Genomic DNA, 3,465 nt, shown 5'->3' with positions numbered 1-3,465 from the left:
GCAACCCATAGTTGATATTATCTTAAAAACTTTTAACCGATAATAAATTCTGTTTTTGACCTTTTTATTATATTTGATTGTTTCAGACAAGTCAATTTACAGAAAGATGATAATAGGACAAAAACTCAGAGCTTTACGGGAAGAAAAAGGTTTGTTGTTACGACAAGTGGCAGCAGAATTAGAAGTGGATACTGCTTACATCAGCAAAATGGAGCGAGGTGAGAAAAATATAAAACGAGAATATATTCTCAAACTTGCCTCATTATACGATTATCCAGAAGATGATTTGGTAACCCTATGGTTAGCGGATAAAGTATTTGACTTGCTCAAAGGCGAAAAAAATGCACTCGATGCACTAAAAATTGCAGAAGTTAACTTCAAAAACTAAAGAAGTATAAAAATAGACTAGTGTTATGCATAAAACAATAATTCAACCACCTGATACTGTTAATGAAGCTTTTGATGACTTACTCAGCGAAATGTATTTGAGTAATGTTCAAAATAGATTAAGACAATTAAATGAACCAACAAATAATGACTGTAAAAGATGGGTATGGGAATTAATACAGAATGCAACTAATGCAAATAAATTTAAGAGAGTAACAAAATAATATATGAAGAAAAAGCTCACATTAACGTGGTTAGAAGGCTTCCTGATGGATGCCTGTGATATATTAAGAGGAAACATGGATGCCTCTGAGTTTAAAGAGTACATTTTTGGAATGTTATTCCTTAAACGTTTGTCGGATAAATTTGAATTAGACCGGGCTGTGCGTTTAAAGGAACTACAAAGCAAAGGTTTAAGTGAGGATAAGATAAATCAAGCGTTGGAGAAACCTAATGCTTATGAATATTTTGTTCCGGTTGAACCTGTGAACGCCCGATGGAATGTAAAAGCCACGGATGAGAATGGTAATGAAATAAATGCCGGGATTCTTCACCTTAAAAAAGATGTGGGTGATAATCTGAATAAGGCGCTGGAAGCATTGGAAGAAGCCAATCCTGATAAGTTGAGCGGTGTACTTACTAATGTGAACTTTAACCGAACCATTGGTAAAAACAAGAATGCTTTAAGCGATGAAAAGCTGATTGAGTTTATTCAGCACTTTAATAAAGTACAGCTGATTGAGGAGAACTTTGAGTTTCCTGATATTTTGGGTGCTGCATACGAATACCTGATTAAATATTTTGCCGATAGCGCAGGTAAAAAAGGGGGTGAATTCTATACCCCAAGCGAAGTTGTAAAGTTATTGGTAAACATATTAGAGCCGGAACAGGAAGCGACTGTTTATGACCCAACATGTGGCTCTGGCGGTATGCTTATTGAGACCAAGAACTATGTACAATCACGTTATGGAGATAGTACACGCTTGACTTTTGCTGGACAAGAGCTTAATGGAGGAACATGGTCGCTGTGTAAAATGAATATGCTGTTTCACGATATTTTTGATGCAGATATTTTACAAGGAGATACCATTACTGAACCTTTACATATCGAAAATGGTGAGTTAAAACGTTTTGATATCGTCATTGCAAATCCACCATTCTCGGCTGACTATTCTGATATTAAAAATTTCCGTGATCGTTTTCATCATTGGATGCCAAAGAAAAGTAAAGCCGATTTTATGTTTGTACAGCACATGATAAGTGTGCTGAAAGATAATGGACGTATGGCTGTGGTTATGCCTCATGGTGTTTTGTTCCGTGGTAGCGAAGAGAAAAGTATGCGCCAATGGTTGGTGCAACGTGGATATATTGAAGCTGTGGTTGGTTTGCCACAGGGCTTGTTTTATGGTACAGGTATACCTGCTTCGGTATTGGTCATTAATAAAAAGGGTGCCCATACCAGAGAAAAAGTGTTATTCATAAATGCCGACCGAGAATACAGGGAAGGTAAAAACCAGAATAAGCTCCGCCCGGAAGATATTGCAAAAATATCCTATGTATATCGTAAAAAATATGAATTGGATGCTTATTCCAAGCTTGTTAGCAAAGAGAATTTAGCCAATGAGGATTATAACTTTAACATACGTAGGTATGTGGATAACAGCCCTCCTGCTGAACCACAAGATGTAACTGCACACTTACATGGTGGTATTCCTGAAAATGAAATAGATGCTTTATCCGCCTATTGGAAGAATTACCCTAAACTTAAAAAAGAACTTTTTGAGGAGTGGAAAGAAGGATATCAGAAATTTGCTGCAAACATTGATTCTAAAGAGCAATTAAAAGAATTGCTTAGCAAACATAAAGATATAGCTTCTAAACGCTCGGCCTATACAACTGCCATTAACCAATGGTGGGATGCGAATGTTGGCAAATTAGAAGCGCTACCTGAAAAGCACAACGTATTTGAGCTATATCGAGCATTCTCAAAAAGTATTGCCACCGATTTTAGTGCCTTGGGGATATTAGATATGCACAAGAGCCGTGGTGCATTTGCTACGTATTGGGATAGTTTAGAAACAGACCTCAAATCTGTTTCAGCCAGTGCCTGGAATGCAGAATTAATTCCTGCTGAAGAAATTCTTCAATCGCAGTTCCCTGAAGTTTTAGAAGAGTTAGCCAATAACGAAGCCAGACGAGATGAATTGGAAGCCCTATTTGCCGAAGTAAATGAATTGGAAGAAGGTGATCCCGATAGTTATCGGGAGAGCGAAGAGAACTACGAAGTGTTCCCTAAAGAAGTACTAAAGGAATTTAAGGCAAGCTTGAAAGAAATCAACGGAAACATCAAAGCTGCGAAAAAGGAAATCAAGGCTCTAGGTATTCGAATCAAAGCGGTGACTGAGCTTGTCGAAGTCAAAGCGTTAGAAAACCAATTAGCAAATACCAAAGAACTTTTGGATAGCTACACAAAGCAAAAAGAGGCCTTAGATGCCAAACTAGCTCGACATACCGAATTGGAGCAGGAACTAAAGAATTGTAAGGCTACAATTAAAGAAATTAAGGACAAGAAAGACGACTTGGTAGAAAAAGCCCGTGAAAAGATTTCATCGGAAGAAGCTAAAGAATTGATTCTTGCTCGTTGGAAACGAACCTTACAAACAACCGTAATGGACTATGTAAATCGTTACGAACGGGATTTATTGGCTGAGTTGGAAAAACGTTTTGTGAAGTACCAGGAAACTTTAACCTCAGTTATAAATGAACGTGACGAGGCTGCCAATCTCTTGTCTGACTTTTTAAATGAGTTGGGGTATGAATAAGGTACTTACAAATATTGCGACACTGTCGCAACAATGTGCTAATAGCTTTTTAAAAGTTAAGCGATTATTTATTTTTTTTAATGGAGCTAGGGTATGAGGGATAATTGGGATAGTTTTCCTTTAGAAGGAGAATGTAGTTTAATTACAAAGGGTACTACGCCAACATCACTTGGCAAAGAGGTATCCGCACGGCTAACCCGGTCTTCTATAAGAGATTTCAAGAGGATATATTTGTTGCATGAAAAAATCAAGAAGG

3 protein-coding genes are annotated in these 3,465 nt (G+C 37.3%); all 3 read left to right on the top strand.

Annotation, left to right across the window (positions count from 1 at the left end):
- Positions 1 to 106: 106 nt before the first annotated feature.
- The 3 genes from ACRD64_RS25095 to ACRD64_RS25085 are packed head-to-tail and all read left to right on the top strand — an operon-like array spanning position 107 to position 3,209.
- Positions 107 to 388, top strand: a complete 282-nt coding sequence (locus ACRD64_RS25095) for a helix-turn-helix domain-containing protein (protein WP_430937362.1) — start codon at positions 107 to 109, stop codon at positions 386 to 388.
- A gap of 25 nt (positions 389 to 413) precedes the next feature.
- A complete protein-coding gene (locus ACRD64_RS25090; protein ID WP_430937360.1) occupies positions 414 to 611 on the top strand; it encodes a hypothetical protein in 198 nt (65 codons plus the stop codon).
- A gap of 3 nt (positions 612 to 614) precedes the next feature.
- Positions 615 to 3,209: a type I restriction-modification system subunit M gene (locus ACRD64_RS25085; RefSeq protein ID WP_430937358.1), complete on the top strand. Its 2,595-nt coding sequence runs from the start codon at positions 615 to 617 to the stop codon at positions 3,207 to 3,209.
- Positions 3,210 to 3,465: the final 256 nt, after the last annotated feature.

The organism is Saccharicrinis sp. 156 (assembly GCF_050589685.1).
In the GTDB taxonomy this organism is placed as follows: Bacteria; Bacteroidota; Bacteroidia; order Bacteroidales; family Marinilabiliaceae; genus Saccharicrinis.
This window is presented reverse-complemented; position numbering and strand designations above follow the sequence as displayed.